24 protein-coding genes are annotated in these 25,344 nt (G+C 69.9%); 20 read left to right on the top strand and 4 right to left on the bottom strand.

Features of this window, described 5'->3' with window-relative positions; all coding sequences use genetic code 11:
• The first annotated feature begins 13 nt into the window (after positions 1-13).
• Positions 14-1,618, top strand: coding sequence for an ABC transporter substrate-binding protein (locus ABTX62_RS28445; RefSeq protein WP_352118859.1), 1,605 nt, complete (start codon positions 14-16; stop codon positions 1,616-1,618).
• A gap of 107 nt (positions 1,619-1,725) precedes the next feature.
• Complete coding sequence (locus ABTX62_RS28450; protein WP_352118860.1) at positions 1,726-3,312, top strand: ABC transporter substrate-binding protein; 1,587 nt, start codon at positions 1,726-1,728, stop codon at positions 3,310-3,312.
• Positions 3,313-3,397: 85 nt separating this feature from the next.
• Here the strand turns inward: ABTX62_RS28450 and ABTX62_RS28455 are convergent, their stop codons facing one another.
• Complete coding sequence (locus tag ABTX62_RS28455; protein WP_352118861.1) at positions 3,398-4,069, bottom strand: response regulator; 672 nt, start codon at positions 4,067-4,069, stop codon at positions 3,398-3,400.
• A 54-nt stretch (positions 4,070-4,123) separates the two neighbouring features.
• On the bottom strand, positions 4,124-5,149 hold the full coding sequence (locus ABTX62_RS28460; protein ID WP_352118862.1) for a RecB family exonuclease: 1,026 nt from the start codon (positions 5,147-5,149) through the stop codon (positions 4,124-4,126).
• An 832-nt stretch (positions 5,150-5,981) separates the two neighbouring features.
• On the opposite strand from ABTX62_RS28460, the gene ABTX62_RS28465 reads away from it, so the two are divergent.
• The 3 genes from ABTX62_RS28465 (at position 5,982) to ABTX62_RS28475 (ending at position 9,364) form a co-directional block, all read left to right on the top strand.
• Complete coding sequence (locus tag ABTX62_RS28465) at positions 5,982-7,526, top strand: site-2 protease family protein (protein ID WP_352118863.1); 1,545 nt, start codon at positions 5,982-5,984, stop codon at positions 7,524-7,526.
• A gap of 38 nt (positions 7,527-7,564) precedes the next feature.
• The gene (locus ABTX62_RS28470; RefSeq protein WP_142164913.1) at positions 7,565-8,467 is read left to right on the top strand and encodes a tRNA (adenine-N1)-methyltransferase; all 903 of its coding nucleotides are present in this window, start codon (positions 7,565-7,567) and stop codon (positions 8,465-8,467) included.
• Positions 8,468-8,785: 318 nt separating this feature from the next.
• Positions 8,786-9,364: a hypothetical protein gene (locus tag ABTX62_RS28475; protein ID WP_352118864.1), complete on the top strand. Its 579-nt coding sequence runs from the start codon at positions 8,786-8,788 to the stop codon at positions 9,362-9,364.
• A gap of 59 nt (positions 9,365-9,423) precedes the next feature.
• On the opposite strand, the gene ABTX62_RS28480 is transcribed toward ABTX62_RS28475, so the two are convergent.
• Positions 9,424-9,729, bottom strand: coding sequence for a ferredoxin (locus ABTX62_RS28480; protein ID WP_352118865.1), 306 nt, complete (start codon positions 9,727-9,729; stop codon positions 9,424-9,426).
• A 245-nt stretch (positions 9,730-9,974) separates the two neighbouring features.
• Between ABTX62_RS28480 and arc the strand changes: the two genes are divergently transcribed.
• The 6 genes from arc to prcA all read left to right on the top strand — a co-directional run bounded on the left by arc (position 9,975) and on the right by prcA (position 16,119).
• A complete protein-coding gene (arc, locus tag ABTX62_RS28485; RefSeq protein WP_352118866.1) occupies positions 9,975-11,741 on the top strand; it encodes a proteasome ATPase in 1,767 nt (588 codons plus the stop codon).
• A gap of 234 nt (positions 11,742-11,975) precedes the next feature.
• Positions 11,976-13,487 (top strand): depupylase/deamidase Dop, encoded by a 1,512-nt coding sequence (gene dop / locus ABTX62_RS28490; protein WP_352118867.1) that lies wholly within the window; start codon positions 11,976-11,978, stop codon positions 13,485-13,487.
• A gap of 178 nt (positions 13,488-13,665) precedes the next feature.
• Positions 13,666-13,884 (top strand): ubiquitin-like protein Pup, encoded by a 219-nt coding sequence (locus ABTX62_RS28495; RefSeq protein ID WP_283971741.1) that lies wholly within the window; start codon positions 13,666-13,668, stop codon positions 13,882-13,884.
• Positions 13,885-13,908: 24 nt separating this feature from the next.
• Positions 13,909-14,511 carry an endonuclease VII domain-containing protein gene (locus ABTX62_RS28500; protein ID WP_352118868.1) on the top strand — a complete coding sequence of 201 codons (603 nt, stop codon included), beginning with the start codon at positions 13,909-13,911 and terminating at the stop codon, positions 14,509-14,511.
• Positions 14,463-15,308, top strand: a complete 846-nt coding sequence (gene prcB / locus ABTX62_RS28505) for a proteasome subunit beta (protein ID WP_283971743.1) — start codon at positions 14,463-14,465, stop codon at positions 15,306-15,308. The genes ABTX62_RS28500 and prcB overlap by 49 nt, the downstream gene beginning before the upstream one ends.
• A 67-nt stretch (positions 15,309-15,375) precedes the next feature.
• Positions 15,376-16,119 carry a proteasome subunit alpha gene (gene prcA, locus ABTX62_RS28510; RefSeq protein ID WP_352118869.1) on the top strand — a complete coding sequence of 248 codons (744 nt, stop codon included), beginning with the start codon at positions 15,376-15,378 and terminating at the stop codon, positions 16,117-16,119.
• A gap of 279 nt (positions 16,120-16,398) precedes the next feature.
• Here prcA and ABTX62_RS28515 read toward each other — a convergent pair whose 3' ends face one another.
• Positions 16,399-17,451, bottom strand: a complete 1,053-nt coding sequence (locus ABTX62_RS28515; RefSeq protein ID WP_352118870.1) for a LacI family DNA-binding transcriptional regulator — start codon at positions 17,449-17,451, stop codon at positions 16,399-16,401.
• A gap of 47 nt (positions 17,452-17,498) precedes the next feature.
• Here ABTX62_RS28515 and ABTX62_RS28520 point away from each other — a divergent pair, with 47 nt between their 5' ends.
• The 9 genes from ABTX62_RS28520 (at position 17,499) to tatA (ending at position 25,306) form a co-directional block, all read left to right on the top strand.
• Positions 17,499-18,758 (top strand): MFS transporter, encoded by a 1,260-nt coding sequence (locus ABTX62_RS28520; RefSeq protein WP_352118871.1) that lies wholly within the window; start codon positions 17,499-17,501, stop codon positions 18,756-18,758.
• Between the two features lie 9 nt (positions 18,759-18,767).
• On the top strand, positions 18,768-20,129 hold the full coding sequence (gene pafA, locus ABTX62_RS28525; protein ID WP_031106199.1) for a Pup--protein ligase: 1,362 nt from the start codon (positions 18,768-18,770) through the stop codon (positions 20,127-20,129).
• 203 nt (positions 20,130-20,332) lie between these two features.
• On the top strand, positions 20,333-21,313 hold the full coding sequence (locus ABTX62_RS28530) for an FKBP-type peptidyl-prolyl cis-trans isomerase (RefSeq protein WP_352118872.1): 981 nt from the start codon (positions 20,333-20,335) through the stop codon (positions 21,311-21,313).
• Between the two features lie 56 nt (positions 21,314-21,369).
• Positions 21,370-21,741: an FKBP-type peptidyl-prolyl cis-trans isomerase gene (locus ABTX62_RS28535; protein ID WP_094055282.1), complete on the top strand. Its 372-nt coding sequence runs from the start codon at positions 21,370-21,372 to the stop codon at positions 21,739-21,741.
• A gap of 129 nt (positions 21,742-21,870) precedes the next feature.
• Positions 21,871-22,848 carry a helix-turn-helix transcriptional regulator gene (locus ABTX62_RS28540; RefSeq protein ID WP_352118873.1) on the top strand — a complete coding sequence of 326 codons (978 nt, stop codon included), beginning with the start codon at positions 21,871-21,873 and terminating at the stop codon, positions 22,846-22,848.
• A 17-nt stretch (positions 22,849-22,865) separates the two neighbouring features.
• Positions 22,866-23,936: a helix-turn-helix transcriptional regulator gene (locus tag ABTX62_RS28545; RefSeq protein ID WP_352118874.1), complete on the top strand. Its 1,071-nt coding sequence runs from the start codon at positions 22,866-22,868 to the stop codon at positions 23,934-23,936.
• A gap of 125 nt (positions 23,937-24,061) precedes the next feature.
• Entirely contained in the window at positions 24,062-24,358 is a 297-nt protein-coding gene (locus ABTX62_RS28550) for a hypothetical protein (protein ID WP_352118875.1), read from the top strand.
• A gap of 210 nt (positions 24,359-24,568) precedes the next feature.
• Positions 24,569-24,763, top strand: a complete 195-nt coding sequence (locus ABTX62_RS28555; RefSeq protein WP_283971751.1) for a hypothetical protein — start codon at positions 24,569-24,571, stop codon at positions 24,761-24,763.
• Positions 24,764-25,024: 261 nt separating this feature from the next.
• The gene (gene tatA / locus ABTX62_RS28560; RefSeq protein ID WP_352118876.1) at positions 25,025-25,306 is read left to right on the top strand and encodes a Sec-independent protein translocase subunit TatA; all 282 of its coding nucleotides are present in this window, start codon (positions 25,025-25,027) and stop codon (positions 25,304-25,306) included.
• The last annotated feature ends 38 nt before the right edge of the window (positions 25,307-25,344 follow it).

The raw sequence follows: 25,344 nt of genomic DNA on the forward strand, positions 1-25,344 counted from the left end.
GAGAAACTCGAGCATGAACCGCAAGACTTTGGTGCTGCCGGCCGTGATCGGCCTGCTCGCGCCGGTGCTCGCCGCCTGCGGCGGGTCCGGCAGCGGGAGCGGCGACAGCGGCGCGATCGTCGTCGGCACCACGGACCGGTTCACCGCTTCGAAGGACGCCCCGGCGCCCCTCGACCCGGCGTACGCCTACGACGTCGGCACCTGGAACATCCTGCGCCAGACCGTGCAGACCCTGATGATCCAGCCGCGCGGCGAGGGCGAGCCGGTACCGGAGGCCGCCGAGCGCTGCGGCTTCACCGACACCGGCAACGAGCGCTACGCCTGCACCCTGCGCGACGGCCTGAAGTTCGCCAACGGCGACTCCATCACCGCGGCCGACGTGAAGTACTCCATCGACCGCGCCCGCTCCCTCAAGGCCGACAGCGGCGTGTTCGCACTGCTGTCCACCGTCGACACCGTCGAGACGCAGGGCGACCGCGAGGTCATCTTCCACCTCAAGACCGCCGACGCGACCTTCCCGTACAAGCTGTCGACCCCGGTCGCGGGCATCGTCAACCCCGACGACTACCCGAAGAACAAGCTGCGCGACGGCTTCGAGCTGGACGGCTCCGGCCCGTACACCCTCAAGGCCGACGTCGAGAACGGCGAGCTAGTCAAGGCCGAGTTCACCAAGAACCCCGAGTACCGGGGGACCCTCGAGGTGAACAACGACAAGGTCGACATGGTCTCCTACAAGGACGCCGACGCCATGGGCAAGGCCCTGGACGAGGGCGACATCGACCTGATGACCCGCGCCATGTCGCCCGACCAGATCCGCGAGCTCTCGAGCGACGCGGACACCGACGTCGACCTCGTCGAGATGCCCGGCCTGGAGATCCGCTACCTGGGCTTCAACACCGACGCCCCGACGGTGAAGTCCAAGGCCGTACGCCAGGCGATGGCCCAGGTCGTCAACCGCAGCGCGCTGGTCTCCAAGGTCTACGGCTCCCAGGCCGAGCCGCTGTACTCGCTCGTCCCGGCCAGCGTCACGGGCCACTCCAACTCGTTCTTCAACAAGTACGGCGAGCCGAGCGTCACCAAGGCCCGCTCCCTGCTCAACCAGGCGAACATCACCACCCCGGTGAAGCTCACGCTGCACTACACGACCGACCACTACGGCCCCGCCACCAAGAAGGAGTTCGAGGTCCTGCGCGACCAGCTGAACTCCAGCGGGCTGTTCGAGGTCGGCATCAAGGGCACCCCGTGGGACACGTTCCGCCCGGCCGAGAAGAAGGGCGAGTACGACGTCTACGGCATGGGCTGGTTCCCCGACTTCCCGGACGCCGACAACTTCCTCGCACCGTTCCTCGACGCCGACAACACCCTCGGCTCGCCGTACGACAACCGGCAGATCCGCAACACCCTGATCCCGGAGTCCCGCCGCGAGGCCGACCGACTGTCCGCCTCCACCAGCCTGACGGACATTCAGGACATCGTCGCGAGTGACGTGCCGATGCTGCCCCTGTGGCAGGGCAAGCAGTACGTCGCCGCGCGCGACGACATCACGGGTACCGCGTACGCCCTCAACTCCGCCTCGACGCTCCAGCTGTGGGAACTCGGGCGGGGTGTGAGCGGCTGACGGACCCGCTGGATCCCCGGGGCCCCTGACCGAGACCCCGGGGAGCCGTGCCCCGGAGCCAGGAACACGCTCCGGGGGTTCTCGAGAACCGACGACAAGGCACACACGTGAAGATACGCAACCAGTGGCCGGCTCTGCCCATCGTGGCGGGCCTCGCCTCCGGACTGCTGACCGGCTGTGGCACGGAGAGCGGAGACTCCGCGGGGGACGGCTCCAACGTGGTGGTGGGGATGTCCGACGACATCCTGGCCACGGACCCGGCCTCCGGCTACGACCCCGGCTCCTGGCTGTTGTTCAACAACGTCTTCCAGTCCCTGCTGAGCTTCCCCAAGGGCGCCACGGAACCTCAGCCGGAGGCCGCCGAGACCTGCTCCTTCACCGACACGCGGACCACGGTCTACACGTGCACGCTGAAGGACGGCCTCAAGTTCAGCAACGGCAACGAACTCACCTCGAAGGACGTCAAGTTCTCCTTCGACCGCATGCTGAAGATCAACGACCCCGACGGGCCCGCGATCATGTTCCCCATGCTGGAGAAGGTCGAGACGCCGGACGAGAAGACGGTCGTCTTCCGGCTCAACACGGCCGACGCCACCTTCCCGAGCAAGATCGCCTCAGGCGCCGGCTCCATCGTCGACCACAGCCAGTACGACCCGGACGGCCTCCGCAAGGACGGCGAGGCGGTCGGCTCCGGCCCCTACAAGCTCGACTCGTTCGACGACGGGCAGGCGGTCTTCTCCGTCAACGAGAACTACAAGGGCACCGCCGAGGTGAACAACACCGGCGTGACGCTCACCTTCTTCGACGGTGACCAGACGGCCCTGAAACAGGCCATCCAGAAGGGCGACGTCGACATCGCCTACCGCGGTCTCACCGCCGGCGACATCGCGGACACCGAGAAGGCCGACGACGGCACCGGCGGCGTCGAGGTCGTCGAGGGCAGCAGCGCCGAGGTCCAGCACCTGGTGTTCAACATGGACGACCCGGTCGCCGGAAAGCTCGGCGTCCGCAAGGCCATCGCCCACCTGCTCGACCGCGAGGCCCTCATCAAGGACGTCTACCAGGGCACCGCCACCCCGCTGTACTCGATCATCCCGGCGGGCATCGCCGGCCACAACACGGCCTTCTTCGACACCTACGGCGCCCGCCCCTCCCGGTCCAAGGCCCAGGCCGCGCTGCGCGAGGACGGCATCACAGGCAAGGTGAAGCTGACCCTCTGGTCGACCCCGTCCCGCTACGGCCCCGCCACCGACCAGGAGCTGACCGCCATCGCCGGCCAGCTCAACGCCAGCGGCCTGTTCGACGCGAACGTCAAATCCGTCCCGTTCGGCCAGTACGAGAAGGACATCGCCGCCGGCAAGTACGGCGTGTACGTGAAGGGCTGGGTGCCGGACTACCCGGACGCCGACAACTTCACGGCCCCCTTCTTCGGCAAGGGCAACGTGCTGAGCAACAACTACGCCAACGACACGATCACCGGTTCGCTCATCCCGCGCACCGCCGCCCTGACCAACCGGGCCGCCACGGACAAGGAGTACGGCGAACTGCAGGACATCGTCGCCGCCGAACTCCCCGTCCTGCCGGTGTGGCAGGCCAAGCAGTACGCGGTCGTCCGCGACAGCGTCTACGGCCTGGAGTACTGCCTCGACGCGTCGACGGTATTCCGCTTCTGGGAGCTCAGCAAGGACGCCTGACGCGTCGGTAGCTGACGCAGCGGTGTGGAGAAGGGCGCCTCCCGCTCGGCGGGGGCGCCCTCTCGTGTGTCGGCCGACCGGGGCGCTACTGCGCGCCGGGGCGCACCAGCCCACTCTCGTACGCGTACACCGCGGCCTGCACACGGTCGCGCAGACCCAGCTTGGTCAGCACGTGTCCGACGTGCGTCTTGACCGTCGTCTCGCTGACGAACAGGTCCGCGGCGATCTCGGCGTTGGACAGCCCGCGCGCCACCAGCTTCAGCACCTCGACCTCGCGGTCGGTGAGCGTGTGCAGCGTGTCCGGCACCGGCTCGTCACCCGACGGCAGATGCGTGGCGTACTTGTCGAGCAGCCGGCGCGTGATGCTCGGCGCGAGCATCGCCTCACCCGCGGCCACGACCCGGATGGCCTGCACCAGCTCATCGGCGGGCGCGTCCTTGAGCAGAAACCCGCTGGCCCCGGCACGCAGCGCCTCCACCACGTACTCATCGAGGTCGAAAGTGGTCAGCACCAGAACCTTCGCCGGACCGTCCCGCCCGGGCCCGGTGATCTGCCGGGTCGCCTCCACACCGTCCATCCGCGGCATGCGGATGTCCATCAGGACCACGTCGGGCTGCAGGGCCCGCACCTGGTCGAGCGACTGGAGGCCGTCTCCGGCCTCGCCGACGACCGCGAGGTCCTGCTCGGCCTCCAGGATCATCCGGAAGCCGGTACGGAGCAGCGGCTGGTCGTCGACCAATAGGACGCGGATGGCCACGTAAGTCTCCTTCGCTAGTCCGGCCCCATTCTGCCCTGCGCGGGCCCGCCGGACTCAGCCGCCCTCACCGGCGACGACCGCGTCACCGGCGGGGCCGGCGCCGGGCCCGCCCTGACCGGCCCCCTGCACCGGCAGCTCCGCCGCGCGCGCCGGCAGCGGATAGGGCGGGGGAGTGCCGCCGAACTCCGGGCAGTGGGTCTGGTGGTCGCACCAGCCGCACAGCTTCGTGGGGCGCGGCCGCCACTCACCCGTCTCGGTGGCCAGCCGGATCGCCTCCCACAGCGCCAGCAGCTTGCGCTCCACCCGCTCCAGGTCGGCGGGGACCGGGTCGTAGGTCAGCACCTGGCCGCTGCCGAGGTACACCAGCTGGAGCCGCCGGGGGATCACGTTCTTCAGCCGCCACACCACCAGGGCGTAGAACTTCATCTGGAACAGCGCGCCCTCGGAGTACTCGGGCCGGGGCGCCTTGCCCGTCTTGTAGTCGACGATCCGGACCTCGCCCGTGGGAGCCACGTCCACCCGGTCGATGATGCCGCGCAGCCGCAGCCCCGACTCCAGCTCCGTCTCGACGAACAGCTCCCGCTCGGTCGGCTCCAGCCGACTGGGGTCCTCCAGGGTGAACCAGCGCTCGACGAGCTGCTCCGCCTCGCCCAGCCAGCGAGTCAGCCGCTCACCCTGCGGATCGTCGGCGAACAGCTCCACCACCTCCGGCCGCGTCTCGCGCAGCCGGTCCCACTGGCCGGGGATCAGGGACTTGGCCCGGGGCGCCGTGCGCTCGGCGGCCGGGGCGTCGAAGAGCCGCTCCAGGACCGCGTGCACCAGCGTGCCCCGCGTCGCCGCCTCACTCGGCTTCTCCGGCAACCGGTCGATGACCCGGAAGCGATAGAGCAGCGGACACTGCATGAAGTCACTGGCGCGCGAGGGGGACAGCGAGGCGGGCGCTATGGCGGCGGGGCCGGCCGGGGCGGTCGTCTCCACCGTCTCCCCTGCCGCCGTCGCGGGCCCGGTCGATCCCGGCGGATCCACCGCCGCGGCCGGGCTGCTGTCGGGCTGTGCCGCGCCCTCGGTGCTCGTCTCCATGCCCCAGACCATACGGCCCGCCACTGACAGTGACCCAGTCGCGGTCGCGCCGTGCGCGAGGTCAGAAGCCGTGAGGGGAGGGGAGGTCCGGGAAACACCGGGGGTGCCGGGGCGAAACGTACCTCGACGGACGCATACCATCGACTCGAGACCCTCCCGCCCGGCAGGCGCGGGAGACGCTTCGATCGAGGGGACACCGGTGGACGAGAGCGGCGGGCGCGGGCGGCCGCAGTCCGGCAACGACGAGTCGGCCGAGCGCCACACGGGGCTTCCGGCCCGGGCCGCCGACCTGACCCCCGCCGACGAACAGCCCACAGACGAGCGGCGTTTCACGCCTGAGCGGCCCACCCGGGCAGCACACACCCCAGGAACAGAGCCCGTCGTGCCCAACGGCCCCGCCGACGCCCCGGCGACGGACACACCGGCAACCCGGCCGGACGCCCGCGACGACGACCCCTCCCCGGACCGGGCCCCCGCCACCGGCGGCTCCCCCGACGAGCCCGCCGACACCACCGCCCCACCCCCGGCCCCTGTGGATCCCCCGGCCACTGCCGCTCCCGAACCCCCGGCCTCCACCGATGTCCCACCCACCGCCTACGCCGGGAACCCACACGCCGCTTCGGCGGACGGCCCGCACGGAGCGCCTGCCGACGGTCCGCACGCGGCTTCGGCGGACGGCCCGCACGGAGCGCCTGCCGGCGGTCCGCACGCGGCTTCGGCGGATGGTCCGCATGCGGCTTCGGCGAATGGTCCCCACGGAGCGCCCAGCGGCGGTCCGCACGCGGCGTCCGCTGACGGCCCGTACGAGGCGTCAGCGGACGGTCCGCATGGAGTGTCCAGCGGCGGTCCGCATTCGGCTTCCGCCGACGGTTCACACGGGGCCTTCGCCGACCATCCGCACGGAGCGCCCGCCGACAGCCCGCCCGGGGCCTCCGCCGACAGCCCGCCCGGGGCCTCCGCCGACGGCTCGCCCGCGGCCCCCACCCGGGGCGAGCACGACGGTCGCCCGCCGGAGGGCGACACGCACCCCGACCGTGCCTACGCCAGTGGCCCCCACTCGGCCCCCGCCACCGGCCGGCCCGAGACCGGCCGGTTGCACAAGGCCCCGGTGCCGGGCTCCGGCGATCACGAGCCTTCCGGCCGCGCCCCTGCCCCCGCCCCCGCCCACGGCGACCGTCCCCTCGCGCACTCCGCCGACGGCAAGGGCCCCGCCCCCCAGCGGCCCGAGCCGCGGGGCGGGCTGCTCATGGGGCGGCCCTTCGGCGTGCCCGTGTACGTCGCGCCGAGCTGGTTCCTCGTCGCCGCGCTGATCACCTGGGTCTTCGGCGGACAGCTGGAGCGCGTACTGCCCGAGCTCGGGGCCGCCCGCTACCTGGTCTCCCTGTTCTTCGCGGTCGCCTTCTACGCCTCCGTACTCATCCACGAACTCGCGCACACGGTCGCCGCCCTCCGCTTCAAGCTCCCGGTCCGCCGCATCCGGCTCCAGTTCTTCGGCGGCGTCTCCGAGATCGAGAAGGAGGCCGAGACCCCCGGCCGGGAATTCGTGCTCGCCTTCGTCGGGCCCCTGCTCTCCCTCGTCCTCGCCGGTGTCTTCTACGCCGCCATGCAAGCCGTGGAACCCGGCACCGTCCCGGGCTTCCTGCTCGCGGGCCTCATGTTCTCCAACCTCATCGTGGCGGCGTTCAACCTCCTGCCCGGCCTGCCCCTCGACGGCGGACGCATGCTCCGCGCCGTCGTGTGGAAGATCACCGGCAAGCCGATGAAGGGCACCATCGCCGCCGCCTGGGTCGGCCGCGCCCTCGCCGTCTGCGTGCTCATCGGACTGCCCCTGCTGACCCAGTCCGGTGCCCTCGGCACCGACGCCGTCGACAACGTCGGCATGGACACCGTCCTCGACGCCCTGCTCGCCGCCATCCTCGCCGCGATCATCTGGACCGGCGCCGGCAACAGCCTGCGCATGGCCCGCCTGCGCGAGCACCTCCCCGAACTGCGCGCCCGTGCGCTCACCCGCCGTGCCGTCCCGGTCGAGTCCCACACCCCCCTCTCGGAGGCCCTGCGCCGAGCCAACTCCGCCGGCGCCCGCGCCCTGGTCGTCGTCGACGCGAACGGCAGCCCCGTCTCCCTCGTCCGCGAGGCCGCCATCGCCGGCGTGCCCGAGCACCGCCGCCCCTGGGTCGCCGTCAGCGGCCTCGCCCAGGACCTCACCGACGGCATGCGCGTCTCGGCGGAACTGTCGGGCGAGGAACTCCTGGACGCCCTGCGCGCCACCCCCGCCACGGAGTACCTGGTGGTGGAGGAGACCGGCGAGATCTACGGTGTCCTGTCGGCGGCCGACGTGGAGCGCGCCTTCGTCAAGGCGATGGCGAGGCCGTCCTAGTGGTCGGTGGCCCTCTCCGGGGCCGGTAGGCTGGTCACATGTCCGAACCGACCGGTGCCGCCCGCAGGCGCGGGCCCTTCAAGGTCGGGGACCAGGTTCAGCTGACCGACCCCAAGGGCCGCCACTACACGTTCACGCTCGAGGCCGGGAAGAACTTCCACACCCACAAGGGTTCCTTCCCCCACGACGAACTGATCGGTGCTCCCGAGGGCAGCGTTGTCCGCACCACCGGAAACGTCGCCTACCTCGCGCTGCGCCCCCTGCTCCCCGACTACGTCCTGTCCATGCCCCGCGGCGCCGCCGTGGTCTACCCCAAGGACGCGGGGCAGATCCTGGCCTTCGCCGACATCTTCCCCGGCGCGCGCGTCGTGGAAGCCGGCGTCGGCTCCGGCTCGCTCAGCAGCTTCCTGCTGCGGGCCATCGGCGACCAGGGCATGCTGCACAGCTACGAGCGCCGGGCGGACTTCGCCGAGATCGCCCAGGCGAACGTGGAGCGCTACTTCGGCGGCCCGCACCCCGCCTGGCAGCTCACCGTCGGCGACCTCCAGGACAACCTGTCCGACGCCGACGTCGACCGCGTCATCCTCGACATGCTCGCCCCCTGGGAGTGCCTGGAGGCCGTCTCCAAGGCACTCGTGCCCGGCGGCATCCTGTGCTGCTACGTGGCGACCACCACCCAGCTCGCCCGGACCGTCGAGTCCATCCGCGAGATCGGCTGCTTCAACGAGCCGAGCGCCTGGGAGTCGATGATCCGCAACTGGCACATCGAGGGCCTGGCCGTCCGCCCGGACCACCGCATGATCGGCCACACCGGCTTCCTGCTCACCGCCCGGCGCCTCGCCGACGGCGTCGAGCCGCCCATGCGCCGCCGTCGCCCCGCCAAGGGCGCCTACGGCGAGGACTACGCCGGCCCCAACGCCGACGGCGGCGCCGCCCGCTGAGCCGACCCGCCACCGCGTCAACGCACAGGCGCTGTGGCGCAGTTCCCGGGCCCGTACCGGAACTGCGCCACGGCGCCTTTCTGTTGCCGTTCCGGGTGAACCCTCGCGCAACGCCGTTGACCTGCCACGAAGACCGTCACGGCCCGTGCCGCGCCGCCATAGGTGCCGTGACCGCACAAGCCCGCTGACACAGCGGCAGGAACCGTAACCCTTCCGACTTCCCCGGCAGCGGACATGCACACCCCGCCGTTCCCTCGCGGTGTGACGTGTGGCACCATGCTGGCCACCCCACCGGCACAGCCTCAGGAGACACTCCTAGTGCAGTCTTCCGCCGTCCCGGAGCTCGCCCACACCCACACCCGTCCCATCCACTGGCTCACCACCGCGACGGCCGTCGCCGGCGTCGTCGCCTTCTCCTCGGTCCTGCAGCCCGGCGCGGCGACGGCGGCCCAGCCGGCCGCCCCCGTGACCAAGAGCGCTCCGGCGCACACGACTCCACCCGACCCGAACGCGGTGACGTTCCCCCTCGACTGCGGCCCGGTGAAGGCCGTGGTGAAGAAGCGGGCCTTCGGAGACCTCGACGGCGACGGCAGACCCGAGACGGTCGCCGTGGTCCACTGCGACTCCCCGATGGGCACCCCGCCGGACGGCGTGTACGTCCTCACGCGCGACGCCGACGGCGGCGAGCCACGGATCGTGGCCACACTGCTCGACCCCAAGGACGGCACCACCGTCGCCGACTTCGCCGTCCGCTCCGGCGCCGTCACGGCCACACTGCTCGGCTACTCCTCTGCCGACGTGCCGCGTTGCTGTCCCGACGAGAAGAGCGACGCGAAATGGCGTTGGCAGAACGGCTCGTTCGTCCGCTCCACTCCGGCCGGGGCCCGCAGCGTGTGAGGCGCGTGAGCCGAAGCGTGTGAGATATCAGACAGTAATAACGGTACGTAGAGAAGTGGTCACTCTGCGTCCGGTCCGAATACCTCGGCCCTGTCCGAAACCCGACGTACGTGGATGCACTCGCCCGGACACTCCTTCGCGGAGTCGATCACGTCCGTGAGGAGCGGGAGCGGAACGGGCGTTGTCGCGCCCCTGCCCTGGAGCAACTCGTCGTCGGCGCTCTTCACATAGGCCAGACCGTCGATGTCCAGCTCGAACACCTCGGGCGCGTACTGGGCGCAGATGCCGTCACCGGTACACAGGTCCTGGTCGATCCAGACCTCCAGCTCCTCGCCGTCGGCCCCGGCCGCCTGCTGCACGCTCATCTCTCCTGCCGTTTCTCCGCCGAGCCGCGCCGGGAATCCGGCCAGCTCCGGCGGGTGTTGAACAGTTCGACCCTACCCTCGGCTGGGTTCCAATCATGTTCGCTGGGTATTCCCCTGGCGTGAGGGAGAGCGCAAGGGTGAAGATCGGACACACCCCGACCGTCTTTGTGATCTAGGGGTTTCAATCGACACCCGCCCAGGTAGGGTCTGGAAGCGTCCAGCTCCCCTTGGAGGAGGTGAGGACCGTGGCAGCCCACGACGACGACATGAACCGCGGCATCCGCCCGGGACGCGGGTCCGACGACCCGGCCGGGCAGATCGCCTACCTTGAGCAGGAGATCGCCGTCCTGCGACGCAAGCTCGCCGACTCTCCGCGACACACGAGGATTCTCGAAGAGCGGATCGTCGAGCTGCAGACCAATCTGGCCGGCGTGTCCGCGCAGAACGAGCGACTCGCCAACACGCTCCGTGAGGCCCGTGACCAGATTGTGGCTCTCAAGGAAGAAGTCGACCGGCTCGCACAGCCGCCGGCCGGCTTCGGTGTCTTCCTGACGGCCAACGAGGACGGCACCGCCGACATCTTCACCGGCGGTCGAAAGCTCAGGGTGAACGTCAGCCCCAGCGTCGAGCTCGAAGAGCTCCGGCGCGGCCAGGAAGTAATGCTCAACGAAGCGCTCAACGTGGTCGAGGCCATGGAGTACGAGCGCGTCGGTGACATCGTCACCCTCAAGGAGATCCTCGAGGACGGCGAGCGGGCCCTCGTGCTCGGGCACACCGACGAGGAGCGGGTGGTACGGCTCGCCGAGCCACTGCTGGACGTGAACATCCGCCCCGGTGACGCCCTGCTGCTCGAACCCCGCTCGGGCTACGTTTACGAGATCGTTCCGAAGAGCGAGGTCGAGGAACTCGTCCTCGAAGAGGTCCCCGACATCGGCTACGAGCAGATCGGCGGTCTCGGCGGCCAGATCGAGGCCATCCGCGACGCGGTCGAGCTGCCGTACCTCTACCCGGACCTGTTCAAGGAGCACGAACTGCGGCCACCGAAGGGTGTCCTGCTCTACGGGCCCCCCGGATGCGGCAAGACGCTCATCGCCAAGGCCGTGGCCAACTCACTGGCCAAAAAGGTCGCCGAAGTGACCGGCCAGGCCGCCGGCAAGAGCTTCTTCCTCAACATCAAGGGCCCCGAGCTCCTCAACAAGTACGTCGGTGAGACGGAGCGGCAGATCCGCCTCGTCTTCCAGCGGGCCCGTGAGAAGGCCAGCGAGGGCACCCCCGTCATCGTCTTCTTCGACGAGATGGAGTCCCTCTTCCGCACCCGTGGCTCCGGCGTCAGCTCGGACGTGGAGAACACCATCGTCCCGCAGCTGCTCGCCGAGATCGACGGCGTGGAGGGCCTGCAGAACGTGGTCGTGATCGGCGCCTCCAACCGCGAGGACATGATCGACCCGGCCATCCTCCGGCCCGGCCGACTCGACGTGAAGATCAAGATCGAGCGTCCGGACGCCGAGGCGGCCAAGGACATCTTCGGCAAGTACCTCACCGAGCGCCTCCCGCTGCACGGCGACGACCTCGCCGAGCACAGCGGCTCCAAGGCCTCCACGGTCCAGAGCATGATCCAGACGGCTGTGGAACACATGTACGCCGAATCCGAGGAGAACCGCTTCTTGGAGGTCACCTACGCCAACGGTGACAAGGAAGTCCTCTACTTCAAGGACTTCAATTCCGGCGCCATGATCGAGAACATCGTCGGCCGCGCCAAGAAGATGGCGATCAAGGACTTCCTCGAGAAGAACCAGAAGGGCCTCCGCGTCTCCCACCTCCTCCAAGCCTGCGTGGACGAGTTCAAGGAGAACGAGGACCTGCCCAACACCACCAACCCGGACGACTGGGCCCGGATCTCCGGAAAGAAGGGCGAACGGATCGTGTACATCCGTACGCTCATCACCGGAAAGCAGGGCGCGGACACCGGACGCTCCATCGACACGGTGGCGAACACCGGTCAGTACCTGTAAAAGGCAGGGCGGCTGCGGGTGCCCTCGACGGGTACCCGCAGCCGACTGTTTTTCAGGCCACGGCTGGAGCAACGCAATGACGCAAATGATCTCCCCACCAGCGCAAAGGCGTTCTAGGCTCTTGCATACCGCCACGTCGCGCAGTGCGGGGACGGGCACCGCACACGCAACCGAGCGCCAGCGGTATCTGAGCGGCGCCCACGACCGAGGGCGCCGCCGGGCAAGGAGGGCCGCATGACCGTACGGCGAGTAATGGGCATCGAGACGGAGTACGGGATCTCCGTCCCCGGCCACCCCAACGCCAATGCCATGCTCACCTCGTCCCAGATCGTGAACGCCTACGCGGCGGCGATGCACCGGGCCCGCCGGGCCCGCTGGGACTTCGAGGAGGAGAATCCGCTGCGGGACGCGCGAGGCTTCGATCTCGCCCGCGAGGCCGCCGACTCCAGCCAGCTCACCGACGAGGACATCGGCCTGGCCAACGTGATCCTCACCAACGGCGCACGGCTCTACGTCGACCACGCACACCCCGAGTACAGCTCCCCCGAGGTGACCAACCCCCGCGACGCCGTCCTCTGGGACAAGGCCGGCGAACGGATCATGGCCGAAGCCGCGGAACGGGCCGCCCAGCTGCCCGGTGCCCAACCGATCCACCTGTACAAAAACAACACCGACAACAAGGGCGCGTCCTACGGCACGCACGAGAACTACCTGATGAAGCGGGAGACCCCCTTCTCGGACATCGTGCGCCACCTCACCCCGTTCTTCGTCTCCCGCCAGGTGTTCGCCGGAGCGGGCCGCGTCGGCATCGGCCAGGACGGGCACGAGCACGGCTTCCAGCTCAGCCAGCGGGCCGACTACTTCGAGGTCGAGGTCGGCCTCGAGACGACGCTCAAGCGCCCCATCATCAACACCCGTGACGAGCCCCACGCGGACGCCGAGAGGTACCGCCGCCTGCACGTGATCATCGGCGACGCGAACCTGTCGGAGATCTCGACCTACCTCAAGCTGGGCACGACCGCGCTGGTGCTGTCGATGATCGAGGACGGTTTCATCGCCGTCGACCTGGCCGTCGACCAGCCCGTCCGCACCCTCCACCAGGTCTCGCACGACCCGTCCCTCAAACGCCTGATCACACTCCGCAGCGGCCGCACGCTCACGGCGGTCCAGCTGCAGATGGAGTACTACGAGCTGGCGCGCAAGTACGTGGAGGAGCGGTACGGCGCCGACGCCGACGACCAGACCAAGGACGTCCTGTCCCGCTGGGAGGACACCCTCACCCGTCTGGAGCACGACCCGATGAGTCTGGCCGGTGAGCTGGACTGGGTCGCCAAGCGGGAGCTCATGGAGGGCTACCGGCGCCGGGACACCCTCGACTGGGACGCCGCCCGACTGCACCTGGTCGACCTCCAGTACGCCGACGTGCGGCCCGAGAAGGGCCTCTACAACCGTCTGGTGGCCCGCGGGCGCATGAAGCGACTGCTGACCGACGCGGACGTCGAGCGGGCCCGCACGGTGCCGCCCGAGGACACCCGCGCCTATTTCCGCGGGCGCTGCCTGGAGCAGTACGCGGACGACGTGGCGGCGGCCTCCTGGGACTCGGTGATCTTCGACCTGCCGGGCCGGGACTCGCTGCAGCGCGTCCCAACCCTGGAACCGCTTCGCGGAACGCGTAATCACGTCAAGGAGCTCCTGGACCGCTGCCGCACCGCGGAAGACCTGGTCAGGGTGCTTTCGGGCGGGTGAACGCGTTGAGCGGGTACTCGTCGGGAACCGGCCGGGCAGGGTGGAAAAGCCCTGGTCCGGGAATCATCGAGATGGTCCCCGTACGTTGGAGCAACTGCGGGGCCATTGTCAGACCCGGCGAGTAGGGTCTGATCTTGACCGAGCAACTGTGTCGGGCGAACCGAGCGGGGTGAGGGATATGGCGACCAAGGACACCGGCGGCGGACAGCAGAAGGCCACCCGGTCCACCGAGGAGGTCGAGGAGCAGGCGCAGGACGCGCAGGGCTCCGAGGACCTCAAGGAGCGTCAGGAGAAACTGAACGACGACGTGGACTCGGTTCTGGACGAGATCGACGACGTACTCGAGGAGAACGCAGAGGACTTCGTTCGGAGTTTCGTTCAGAAAGGCGGCCAGTAGCCTTCGAATCTGAGGCTGCGGGGGATGTTCGGCTTGGATGGTGAAGAAGGCGTGAGGCGCTGCTCGCGGTGCAAGCAGCAGAAGCCGCGAGCAGCGTTCGCCAAGAACGAGTCCATGCGTGACGGCTTACAGGCTTACTGCCGAGAATGTGCGGCCGCTTACCACCAGCAGAGGCAGGTGGCCAAGGGGCGCAACATTCGGCCCAGGGTGGAAGTGCCCGAAGGGCATAAGTACTGCCGCACCTGTGGTGAGATCAAGCCGCACAGTGAGTGGACGCGGAACAGTAGCGCTTCGGACGGCCTGGCGACCCTCTGTAAAGCCTGCAAGGCGGTGAAGGGTCGGGCAGGTCACCTGAAGCGCCACTACGGCCTCACCGAAGCCGAGCGGGACGACATGGTCGCCTCCCAGATGGGGCTCTGCATCATCTGCCTAAAGGCCCCGGCCGCCCATGTGGATCACTGCCACAAGACGGGTAGGGTCCGTGGCGTACTGTGCTTCAACTGCAATTCGGCCATCGGCAAGTTGGGAGACGATCCCGACGCCGTCCGCCGGGCCGCCGCTTACTTGGAAGGAATCGCGTGGAAGCCAACACTCGTAGCACCGGGCGTCTACCAGCTGCCTTCCTGACGCCAGGGTCCTCCTCCTTCATGGACTTCCTGTCCGAGCACCAGCCGGAGATCCTGCCCGGCAACCGGCAACTGCCCCCCACCCAGGGCGTGATCGAGGCGCCGCACGGCACCACGATCGTCGCCGTGACGTTTCCCGGGGGTGTGGTCCTCGCCGGTGACCGGCGGGCCACCATGGGCAACGTCATCGCGCAGCGGGACATCGAGAAGGTCTTCCCGGCCGACGAGTACTCGGCGGTGGGGATCGCCGGCACGGCGGGCCTGGCCGTCGAGATGGTGAAGCTGTTCCAGTTGGAGCTGGAGCACTTCGAGAAGGTCGAGGGTGCGCAGCTGTCCCTGGAGGGCAAGGCGAACCGGCTGTCGACGATGATCCGTTCCAACCTCGGCATGGCCATGCAGGGCCTGGCGGTGGTGCCGCTGTTCGCCGGGTACGACGTGGACCGCGGCAAGGGCCGCATCTTCTCCTATGACGTCACCGGTGGCCGCTCCGAGGAGCTGAACTTCGCGGCCACGGGTTCCGGGTCGATCTTCGCGCGCGGTGCGATGAAGAAGCTGTTCCGGGACGACCTCAGTGAGGCCGAGGCCACGACGCTCGTGATCCAGGCGCTCTACGACGCGGCAGACGACGACTCGGCGACCGGCGGTCCCGATGTCGCCCGCCGGATCTATCCCATCGTCACCGTGATCACCGACGACGGCTTCCGCCGGCTCACCGAGACCGAGGCCTCCGAGATCGCGCGCTCGATCCTCGAACGGCGGCTGGAGCAGCCGGACGGGCCGCGGGCCGCGCTGCTGTAGCGGCGAACGTCTTCGTAAGGGTGGTCCAGTGAACCGACGGAATCTTCCAGAGAGGGACGGATAACCGGTGTCGACGCCGTTCTATGTCTCACCCCAGCAGGCCATGGCCGACCGGGCGGAGTACGCCCGGAAGGGCATCGCCCGTGGTCGCAGCCTGGTCGTGCTGCAGTTCGCCGACGGCATCGTGTTCGTCGGGGAGAACCCGTCCCGTGCGCTGCACAAGTTCAGCGAGATCTACGACCGGATCGGTTTCGCGGCCGCCGGCAAGTACAACGAGTACGAGAACCTGCGGATCGGCGGTGTGCGCTACGCCGACCTGCGCGGTTACACCTACGACCGCGACGACGTGACGGCCCGGGGCCTGGCGAACGTCTACGCCCAGACGCTGGGCACGATCTTCTCCAGTGCCGCCGAGAAGCCGTACGAGGTGGAGCTGGTCGTCGCCGAGGTCGGAGAGACGCCCGAGGGTGATCAGATCTACCGGTTGCCGCACGACGGTTCCATCGTGGACGAGCACGGCTCGGTGGCGGTGGGCGGCAACGCGGAGCAGATCAGCAGTTATCTGGACCAGCGTCACCGGGAGGGCATGACGCTCGCGGAGGCGTTGAAGCTGGCGGTGCAGGCGCTGTCCCGCGACACCAACGGCAGCGAGCGGGAGATTCCCGCGGAGCGGTTGGAGGTGGCGGTGCTGGACCGCACGCGTCCGCAGAAGCGCAAGTTCAGGCGGATCAGCGGTCCTCAGCTGTCGCGGTTGCTCGAGGCGGGTGCCGCCGGCGGTGACGCGGAGGGGGCGTCGGAGGACGGCGAGTAGTTCTGGTTCGTGTGGCGCGCTCCGGCCTGTGCGTTCCTGGCCGGGGCGCGTCGCCGTGTGCGGGTGACGCGTGTGTTTCGCCTTCTCGCCGGGTGGTGGGTCGGGGCCGCGCCGGGGGTGTCCGTCTTCGGAAGCGGTCCGCTCAGCATGCGGGCATGCGGGCCGCCTGGGGCGGCACGGGTGGGCGCTGGGGGTCCCCCTGCTCGAAGAGCTTGGGGGAGGCACCTCGCACCGCCGGGCCGCGGACCCACCCACCCCGGCGCCGACGCAGCGGCGCAGTCAACGAGGCGGTGCCGTGGAGCTTCGTACCACCAACTGGACCGGGATGTCCCCGCTCTCGGGCTCGCGGCTCTCCAGGACCGCCAGGAGGGCTTCCATGCCCCGTTCGCCGAACAGCTCCGCGTCCAGGCGGACCGTCGTCAGTTCCGGGTCGATGGCTGTGGCGAGGGCTAGATCGTCCAGGCCCGTGACCGACAGGTCGTCGGGGATGCGCAGTCCCAGGCGGCGGGCCGCCTTGTACGCTCCGGCGGCCAGTTTGTCGTCGTCGCAGATGACGGCGGTGGGGCGGTCGGTCGACTCCGACAGGGCTGCCTGCGTCGCGGCCTGTGCGCCCTCGATGGAGATCGGGGCCCGGGCCGTGCTGACCGATGTGCCCGGTACCTCCGACAGCCTCGCCGCCAGCTCCCGGGCGCGTACCTCGAAGGTCCAGGAGGGGACGTCCGCCGCCAGGTGGAGGAATCGGCGGTGGCCCAGGGCCAGCAGATGTGCCGCGGCCTGGCGGACGCCGTCGGCGATGTCCAGGTTGACGGTCGCCGCGCCCAGGCTGCCTTCCGGGTCGCTGTCCAGCATCACCAGCGGCAGTGCCTCGCCGCGGATCGCGGTGAGGGCGTCCGCGGCCATGGAGGAGGCGATCACGCCGTCCAGCGCGGATTGTGCGGAGGCGAAGGGGTCGCGGGCGGGACCGATGCCCTCGGGGGAGGGGTAGAGGACCACTCCGAAGCCGTGTGCGGCGGCGACGCGGGCGGCGCCGGTGTAGACGCCGGCGAAGAACTCGGTGGTGAGGGCCGGGACGACCAGGAGGACCGTGCGGGTGCGGCCCAGGCGTAGATTGCGGGCGGCCAGGTTCGGGCGGTAGCCGAGGTCGCGGGCGGCCTCGCGGACGCGCTCCGCCGTGGCCTCCGAGACGCGGCCGCGCCATTTGTCGCCGAGGACGAGGGAGACGGCCGCCTGGGAGACGCCGGCGGCCTGGGCGACGTCCCGGCTCGTGGGTCGGGTGCTGCCTCGTGCCACCGTTGGCCTGCTCTTTCGTCTGGACTCGTGGACAGCGGACATGGTACGTATGGAAGTCGACGTTATACGTAAAACCTAGGGCGGGGGACATGGCCACGGGATACCTGGAGATCCTTCGGGCGCGACACGCCGCCCGACTGCTCGTCGGCACACTGGTCGGCCGGCTGCCCAACGCCACGGCCGCCATCGCGATCGTGCTGTTCGTCCGGGCGGAGGGCGGCAGCTACAGCCTGGCGGGGGCGCTGGCGGCCGTCTACGGGGTCGCCAACGCGGTCGGGCAGCCCGTACTGGGCCGGATCGTGGATCTGCGCGGACAGCCGCGTGTGCAGCTTCCGGCGGCCGTCCTCTCCGCGCTGGCGATGGCGGTCTTCGCCTTCTCGGGCATCGGGTCGCTGCCGCTCGCGTACGCCGCCGTGGCCGGGGCCGGGCTCCTCACGCCGCCCCTGGAGGGCGGGCTGCGGGCGCTGTGGCCCTCCGTGCTGCGGCGGGAGGACCAGGTGCACACCGCGTACGCCATGGACGCCGTGGCGCAGGAGGTGATGTTCACCGTCGGGCCGCTGCTGGTGACGTTGTGCATGTCCCTGTGGTCGGCCCAGGCCGCGCTGCTCGTGCTGAACGTGGTCGGGGCGCTGGGGGCGCTGTCCGTGGTGGTCTCGAAGCCCTCGCGTGCCTGGCGGTCGGCGCCGCGCGAGGCGCACTGGCTGGGCGCGCTGCGCTCACCGGGTCTGCTCGCGCTGCTGGCGGCGTTCCTGTTCATCGGGATGGCGCTCGGGTCCATCACGGTCGCCTCGGTGCCCTACGCGGACGAGCACGGCGGGGACGCGGTGTACGGCTGGCTGATGGCCGCCCTGGGTTTCGGCGCACTGGTCGGTGGCACCGTCTACGGGGCGCGCCAGTGGGCTGGTGAGCCCGCGCGGCGACTGCGGGTGCTGGTGGCCCTTCTGGTGGTGTGTTATCTGCCGCTGATGCTGATGCCGGACGCGGTGCCCATGGTGGCGCTCACCGCGCTGGCCGGCGTCTTCCTGGCGCCCGCCATCGCCTGCGCGTTCGTGCTGGTCGACCGGCACGCCCCGCGGGGCACGGTCACCGAGGCGTTCTCCTGGCTGGTGACGACGTTCACCGTGGGCCACTCGGTCGGGACGGGCGTCGCGGGGCCGGTGGTCGAGACGGGCGGGGCCCTGTGGGGATTCGCCGTGCCGGCGGTCGCCGGTGGCGTGTCTCTGCTGGTTTTGACCGCCACAGGACGGGTAGTCGCAGCTCCCGGCCAGGGAGCGGTTGTTGCGGCCGGTTCGGAAAATGATCCAAACCGTGCTGTCGAACCCCGTTTCAGTTCAGGGGATCGGGCGTAATGTTCCCTCATGGACCGCCGCATTTTCGGGCTGGAGAACGAGTACGGCGTCACGTGCACGTTCAGGGGACAGCGCCGCCTGTCTCCTGACGAGGTGGCGCGGTACCTCTTCCGCCGTGTCGTGTCATGGGGCCGCAGCAGCAATGTCTTTCTGCGAAACGGCGCCCGCCTCTATCTCGACGTGGGATCGCATCCGGAATACGCGACACCGGAATGCGACAACGTGACCGAACTGGTCACCCACGACAAAGCAGGCGAGCGCATTCTCGAAGGACTCCTGGTGGACGCCGAACGACGCCTGCACGAGGAGGGAATCGCGGGCGACGTCTACCTCTTCAAGAACAACACCGACTCGGCGGGCAACTCCTACGGCTGCCACGAGAACTATCTGGTCGCCCGGCACGGGGAGTTCTCCCGGCTCGCGGACATTCTCATTCCGTTCCTGGTCACACGGCAGCTGCTGTGCGGTGCCGGCAAGGTGCTGCAGACGCCGCGCGGTGCCGTGTACTGCGTCAGTCAGCGGGCCGAGCACATCTGGGAGGGCGTCTCCTCGGCGACGACCCGCTCCCGGCCCATCATCAACACACGAGACGAGCCGCACGCGGACGCCGAGCGCTACCGCCGCCTGCACGTCATCGTGGGCGACTCCAACATGTCCGAGACGACCATGCTGCTCAAGGTCGGGGCCACCGACCTGGTGCTGCGCATGATCGAGGCGGGCACGGTGATGCGGGACCTCACCCTGGAGAACCCGATCCGGGCGATCCGCGAGGTCAGCCACGACATCACCGGCCGCCGCAAGGTCCGCCTGGCCAGCGGACGGGAGGCCTCCGCCCTGGAGGTGCAGCGCGAGTACTACGAGAAGGCCCTGGACTTCTGCGAGCGCCGGGGCATCCGCACCGGCACCGTCGAGCAGGTCCTGGAGCTGTGGGGCCGCACTCTGGACGCGATCGAGGCCGAGGACCTCGACCGTATCGGCACCGAGATCGACTGGGTCATGAAGTACAAGCTCATCGAGCGGTACCGCGCCAAGCACAACATGACCATGTCGCACCCGCGGGTCGCGCAGATAGACCTCGCCTACCACGACATCCACCGCCGTCGCGGCCTGTACTACCTGCTCGAGAAGAAGGGCCAGGCGGCCCGTATCTGCAACGACTTGAAGATCTTCGAGGGCAAGTCCGTTCCGCCGCAGACCACTCGGGCCCGGCTGCGCGGTGACTTCATCCGGCGGGCCCAGGAACAGCGCCGTGACTTCACGGTGGACTGGGTGCACCTCAAGCTCAACGACCAGGCCCAGCGGACCGTGCTGTGCAAGGACCCGTTCCGTTCCGTGGACGACCGGGTGGAGAAGCTGATCGCCGGAATGTGAGCCGGTTCCGGCCATTCCTGAAAGCCGATGCCCGGGGGTTTCGCACCTCCGGGCATCGGCCCTTTCCGTTCCGGAGCCGCCCCGTGGGGGAGCGGCCCGGGTGGCGTCGTGTCGCGCGGTGAGGCGAGTGTGAGGCGAGTGCGGAGCGTGTACGCCGTAGAGTGGCGGGCATTGCCCCCACACCACCGATCCCAGTTGGACTGATGAACTACAACACGAAACGACGCGTGGCCGCGCTGCTGGCCGTTCCCGCCCTGTTGTTCACCGCCGCGTGCGGATCGGACGACGGGAACAACGGCGACACGGCGGGAGGCGTCGCCGAGGTCAAGGGGAAGGTCGGGGCGAAGCCCGAGATCTCCGTGCCCAAGGACGGCAAGCCGTCCGACAAGACCGTGGTCGAGACGGTCTCGGCGGGCAGCGGGACCCCGATCAAGGGCTCGGACTTCGTCCGCCTGGACTGGACCGTCGAGAAGTGGGGCGGCGACCAGGAGCTCGGCGGTACCTGGGCCGCGGGATCGGCGGGTGACAAGGCGCCCCGGCGGCAGTCCATCGAGCAGATCGGCAAGCCGAGCCAGCAGCTCCCCGAGAAGGTGCTGGACGCGATGAAGGGCAAGAAGCCCGGCAGCCGGATCCTGGTGCAGGGCACCGCGGGCGACCTGATCGGCCAGAGCCTGAACACCTCCTCCGGGATCGCCGCGAAGGACGTGCTGATCTGGGTGGTCGACCCGGTCGGTGCCGCGAGCGTCGACGCCAAGGCCGAGGTCGAGGGCGAGCAGGTGCCCTCCGAGGCGGGCATGCCCGAGGTGAAGTCCCCGTCGCAGAAGGCCGCGGTCATCACCGTCCCCAAGGGCGAGAAGGCTCCCAAGGACCTCAAGGAGCAGGTGCTGATCAAGGGCGACGGCAAGAAGGTCGAGGCCGGGCAGGGCCTCATCGCCCAGTACACCGGGGTCAAGTGGGAGGACGGCAAGAAGTTCGACTCCTCCTGGGACCACGGCGGGGCCACCGCCTTCCCGATCGGCAACGGCTCCGTGGTGGCGGGCTGGGACAAGGGCCTCGTCGGCAAGCACGTGGGCGACCGCGTGCTGCTGGTGATCCCGCCGTCGCTCGGCTACGGCGCGAGCCCGAGCAGTGAGCTGGCCAAGAACACCCTGGTCTTCACGGTGGACATCCTCGGCACGGTCTGACCCGGCCGGTCTGTGAGACTGTTCCCGACGCAGGTCACGTAACAAGGAGAGATGAAGTGAGCATCGACAAGCCCGAGATCGACTTCCCGGGCGGCGAGCCCCCGGCGGACCTCGAGATCAAGGACATCTGGGAGGGCGACGGCCCGGTCGCCGAGGCCGGCCAGACCGTCACCGTGCACTACGTCGGTGTCGCCTTCAGCACGGGTGAGGAGTTCGACGCCAGCTGGAACCGCGGCACCCCGTTCCGCTTCCCGCTGGGCGGCGGCCGGGTCATCAAGGGCTGGGACCAGGGCGTGCAGGGCATGAAGGTCGGCGGCCGCCGCCAGCTGACCATCCCCGCCCACCTCGCCTACGGCAACCAGAGCCCGACCCCGGCGATCAAGCCCGGCGAGACGCTGATCTTCGTGGTCGACCTGCTCGGAGTCTGAGCAGGATCCGAACAGACTCGATCATGTGGGGCCCATGCCTGTTCGGGCATGGGCCCTCGGCTTTTGCCGTGCCACCGTGTGGCGGTACGGTCATCGCTCGTAAGCACCATAGGGAGGCGAAGCGGGTCGATGGCCATTGCCAAGGCCGAGCGGCTGATGAATCTGGCGCTGTGTCTGCTCGGGACACGTCGTCCGCTCAGCAAGCGTGAACTGCGCGACTCCATCGAGGCCTACGTCGAGGCCTTCGGGCCGGGCAACGGCGCAACCGGCTCCGATGATTCCTTCAACCGCATGTTCGAGCGTGACAAGGACGATCTGAGGGAACTCGGGCTGGTCATCGAGACCGTCGAGAGCCTCGACGGTGAGGTCGGCTACATGGCCCGCCGCGACAGCAACCGCCTCCCGCCCATCACGCTCGACGCCGAGGAGGCCGCCGCCCTCGGTCTCGCCGCCAAGGTGTGGCAGCAGGCCCGGCTCGCCGGAGCGGCCAGCGGCGCGCTGCAGAAGCTGCGCGCGGCCGGACTCCCCGAGGACGTCGACCCGTACGGGTCGCACGGCGCGCTGGAACCGCGCATCCCCGTGCACGAGGCGGCGTTCGAGCCGCTGATGCTGGCCTGCCGGGACCGCAGGCCCGTCGCCTTCGACTACCGCAAGGCCACCGCCGCCCACCCCGAGCAGCGGCACGTGGAGCCGTGGGCGCTGGAGTGCTGGCGGGGCCACTGGTACCTGGCGGGCTGGGACCGCGACCGGGGCGCCGAGCGGGTCTTCCGGCTCTCCCGGATCACCGGCAGGGTCCGCTCGCGCGGCGGCCGCTACACAGCTGACGTCCCGGACGTCGTCACCGTCCGGGAGACCGTCGCGAGCTGGGCCGGGGAGATAGCCGACCGCTCGGCGCAAATCCGGCTGCGCGCGGGCTCGGGGTACCCCCTGCGGGCGAAGGCCACCTCGGTCCGGGAACTCGGGGACGGCTGGGACGAGTTGGAGATTCCGTACGGCCACGGGCTGGACGCGTGGCTGGTGGAGTTCGGGCCGGACGTGGTCGTCCTGGAGCCTGCCGAGCTGCGGGCCGACGTGGTGGACCGGCTGCGCGCCGTGGCCAAGGGCTGAGGGGGAGCGGAAAGACAGTGGCAGGCAAACCGGTCAGCCCCGTGAACGCCATCGACCAGACCCGGCGGATGCTCTCGCTGGTGACGTATCTGAGGGAGCGTCCCGGAGCCCGGGTCGAGGACGTCGCGCGTGCCTTCGGCATCAGCGAGGACGAGCTCGTCTCCGACCTCGACGTCCTGCCCATGTGCGGCACCAGCTTCCGCGGCGGTGACCTGCTCGACATCGACACCGACGGCGAGCGCATCTGGTGGCACAACCCTGCCGCCCTCGCGGCGGAAGCGGCCGAGCCGCTGCGGCTCGCCGCCGACGAGGCCACCGCCCTGCTCGTGGCCGCGCGGGCGGTCTCCACCTTGCCGGGACTGCGCGAGAGTGACCGGCAGGCACTGCTGAGGGCGACGGCCAAGGTGGAGACCGCGGCCGGTGAGGCGGCGGGCGCAAGCTCGCGGCTGTCGGTGACGTTCGAGTCCGAGGGCGGCGTCTTCGCGGACGTCGACCGGGCCATCGCCGAGCGCCGCCGGCTGTGGATCCGCTACTACTCGCCCGCGCGCGACGAGGTCACCGAGCGGGAGATCGACCCCATCCGCCTGGTCAGCGTCGGGCACACGTACGTCGAGGCCTGGTGCCGCCGCTCCGAGGCGCGCCGCACCTTCCGGCTCGACCGGGTCGCCGAGATCAAGATCCTGGACGAGCCGTCGGCGCCGCCCGAGATCGAGCTGCGCGACCTCTCGGAGGCGCTGGTGCAGCCCGCGGCCGGGGACCCGGAGGTCGTGGTCGAGGTCGGGCCCGGTGGCCGCTGGGTCGCGGAGTACTACCCGCACGACAGTGCGGATGAGCTCCCGGATGGCGGGCTGCGTATCACTCTGCGGACCCCCGAACCGGCGTCGCTCAGGCGCCTGGCGCTGCGGCTCGGGCGGGACGGCCGGATCGTCTCGCCGCCGGAGCTCGCGGCCAGCGCCCGCCTGGCGGCCCGCGAGGCGCTGGCGGCGTACGACGGGATCGAGGCGGTGGAGACGGCTCACGCCGCTGAGACCGCCGAGGCGGGCGGTCCGCAGCCGGTCCCTGACGGGCCGGGCGGCGGGCGCGAGTGAGCCGCACGTGCCCGCCGGAACCCGCGGCCGGGCAGGGTCGGGCCGGGGCGTCTGCCATGGCACCGGTCGTGCCGTCGGCCGGGGTGCTCCGGAGGCGAACGACCCCAGGAAGAGGAGCGAGGGTCTTGAGCGAGTCGGCGACGTCCGGTGGTGTCGGGGGCATGACGGTGGAGTCCGCGTTCGCCGGGATGAGAAGCGTGGCCCCGGTGGTCTTCAGGGCGGGCTGCCCGGACTGCCGGGGATGCTTCGAGCTCGCCGCGGGCGCCCTGCGCCTGGCCATCGGCGCCACGAGCCGCACCACCTTCTACTCCTTCACCTGCCCCGAGTGCGGCGCGTCCGTCCGCAAGCCGGCGGGGGAGCGGATCGTGGAGCTGCTCACCGGCGGGGGAGTGCGGACCCTCAGGCTGCACTCCACCGTCTAGTGCCGCAGCAGGCAACGTTCGCCCCGTCGCGACGCCCGGCACGCACTCTCGCCGCACCGGGCGCAAGCCCAAGTACACCCAGTACGAGGGCTTGCACCCGGCACGCCGAGAGCACGCACCGGACGCCGCTCCTTGACGGGCAAACGTTGCCTGCCGCGGCACTAGAGGGTCGGGGCGCTCGCCCGGCCGGGAAGGTCTAGGCTCGGCGTCATGTTCTGGCCGATGTTCGCCGTTGCCGTGGGTTGTGTGGGTCTGGTCGTGCTCGGGGTGTTCGCCGTGCGGGTCTTCGTGGAGGCGCAGCGCCTGGGCAGGCAGGTCACGGACTCGGCGCGCCGTATCAACCGGGCTGCGGAGGATCTGGAGCGGGCGGCGGAGAGCGCGGCCCGTTCCGTTGACGCCTTGTGAGACGTCCGGCGGGCGCGGCCGGGAGTTGCGTTTCGGGACACTTCGCCCTGTCACGTCGGCGGTTCGGACAGGTACGCTGCTGGTCGCGGCCCGGTTAACGAGGCACTGGCCGCGGACGGGAGTACGCACAGGGGATGCAGAGGGATTGCCTCACGTTTACCCCCGAGCGTTACGATCGCTGCCAGCACGATCGTTCGGACACATGTCCGACCGGTCGGACAGCATCCCACCACAGCCGCCTCGGTGAGAAGGTAAAGACTTATGTTCGGAAGGCTCGGAGCTCCCGAGATCATTCTCATCCTCGTCGTCATCATCCTGCTGTTCGGCGCGAAGAAGCTTCCGGACATGGCTCGGTCGCTCGGCAAGTCGGCCCGCATCCTCAAGAGCGAGGCCAAGGCGATGAAGGACGAGAACAAGTCCTCCACGACCCCGGCCGGCCCGCCCAACGACGACGAGCCCTCGCAGCGCACCATCCAGGCAGCCCCCGGTGACGTGACCAGCTCGCGCCCGGTCAACGAGCCCACGGACACGACCAAGCGCTGACGCAGGGCCGGTGACCTCCGGCCCGCCGCACGAGATGG

It is taken from the genome of Streptomyces sp. NPDC096046, from assembly GCF_040303285.1.
In the GTDB taxonomy this organism is placed as follows: domain Bacteria; phylum Actinomycetota; class Actinomycetes; order Streptomycetales; family Streptomycetaceae; genus Streptomyces.

Bases quoted from the DNA above. Each gene is read 5' to 3' on its own strand.
- ABTX62_RS28445 (WP_352118859.1), top strand. From the start codon at position 14: ATGAACCGCAAGACTTTGGTGCTGCCGGCCGTGATCGGCCTGCTCGCG.
- ABTX62_RS28460 (WP_352118862.1), bottom strand. From the start codon at position 5,149: ATGGAGACGAGCACCGAGGGCGCGGCACAGCCCGACAGCAGCCCGGCC.
- ABTX62_RS28470 (WP_142164913.1), top strand. From the start codon at position 7,565: ATGTCCGAACCGACCGGTGCCGCCCGCAGGCGCGGGCCCTTCAAGGTC.
- ABTX62_RS28480 (WP_352118865.1), bottom strand. From the start codon at position 9,729: ATGAGCGTGCAGCAGGCGGCCGGGGCCGACGGCGAGGAGCTGGAGGTC.
- dop (WP_352118867.1), top strand. From the start codon at position 11,976: ATGACCGTACGGCGAGTAATGGGCATCGAGACGGAGTACGGGATCTCC.
- ABTX62_RS28495 (WP_283971741.1), top strand. From the start codon at position 13,666: ATGGCGACCAAGGACACCGGCGGCGGACAGCAGAAGGCCACCCGGTCC.
- ABTX62_RS28500 (WP_352118868.1), top strand. From the start codon at position 13,909: ATGTTCGGCTTGGATGGTGAAGAAGGCGTGAGGCGCTGCTCGCGGTGC.
- ABTX62_RS28515 (WP_352118870.1), bottom strand. From the start codon at position 17,451: ATGTCCGCTGTCCACGAGTCCAGACGAAAGAGCAGGCCAACGGTGGCA.
- ABTX62_RS28520 (WP_352118871.1), top strand. From the start codon at position 17,499: ATGGCCACGGGATACCTGGAGATCCTTCGGGCGCGACACGCCGCCCGA.
- pafA (WP_031106199.1), top strand. From the start codon at position 18,768: ATGGACCGCCGCATTTTCGGGCTGGAGAACGAGTACGGCGTCACGTGC.
- ABTX62_RS28530 (WP_352118872.1), top strand. From the start codon at position 20,333: ATGAACTACAACACGAAACGACGCGTGGCCGCGCTGCTGGCCGTTCCC.
- ABTX62_RS28540 (WP_352118873.1), top strand. From the start codon at position 21,871: ATGGCCATTGCCAAGGCCGAGCGGCTGATGAATCTGGCGCTGTGTCTG.
- ABTX62_RS28555 (WP_283971751.1), top strand. From the start codon at position 24,569: ATGTTCTGGCCGATGTTCGCCGTTGCCGTGGGTTGTGTGGGTCTGGTC.
- tatA (WP_352118876.1), top strand. From the start codon at position 25,025: ATGTTCGGAAGGCTCGGAGCTCCCGAGATCATTCTCATCCTCGTCGTC.